The following is a 337-nucleotide window of genomic DNA, read 5'->3' on the forward strand; positions in this document are numbered from 1 at the left end:
AGACCCACGCTTTTTTAAAAAGTTCAGTGAGATCTTAAAAAATGAAAAAAAATATTATTACTTTATCTCTAGTGCTTACTTTAGTTGGTTGTGCCACTGCACCACCTAAGCAACCAGAAGATATTTGTAAAATCTTTGAAGAGAAGTCTGACTGGTATTTTGATGCAAAAGACGCGCAAGACAAGTGGGGCTCTCCCAAACACGTATTAATGAGCATGATGTATCAAGAAAGCTCTTTTCGTCATGATGCTGCACCGCCCATGGAATACTTTTTATGGATAATACTAACTGGACGCGCAAGTGATGCTTATGGTTATGCTCAAGCTAAAACGAGATC

At 38.3% G+C, this 337-nt stretch carries 1 pseudogene; it reads left to right on the forward strand.

From position 1 onward, the window contains the following. Nucleotides 1–41 precede the first annotated feature (41 nt). Nucleotides 42–337 (forward strand): annotated as a pseudogene (locus tag SB765_RS28565) (hypothetical protein); the annotation flags it as partial.

It is taken from the genome of Pseudomonas sp. SIMBA_067, from assembly GCF_046534675.1.
Lineage (GTDB): Bacteria > Pseudomonadota > Gammaproteobacteria > Pseudomonadales > Pseudomonadaceae > Aquipseudomonas > Aquipseudomonas putida.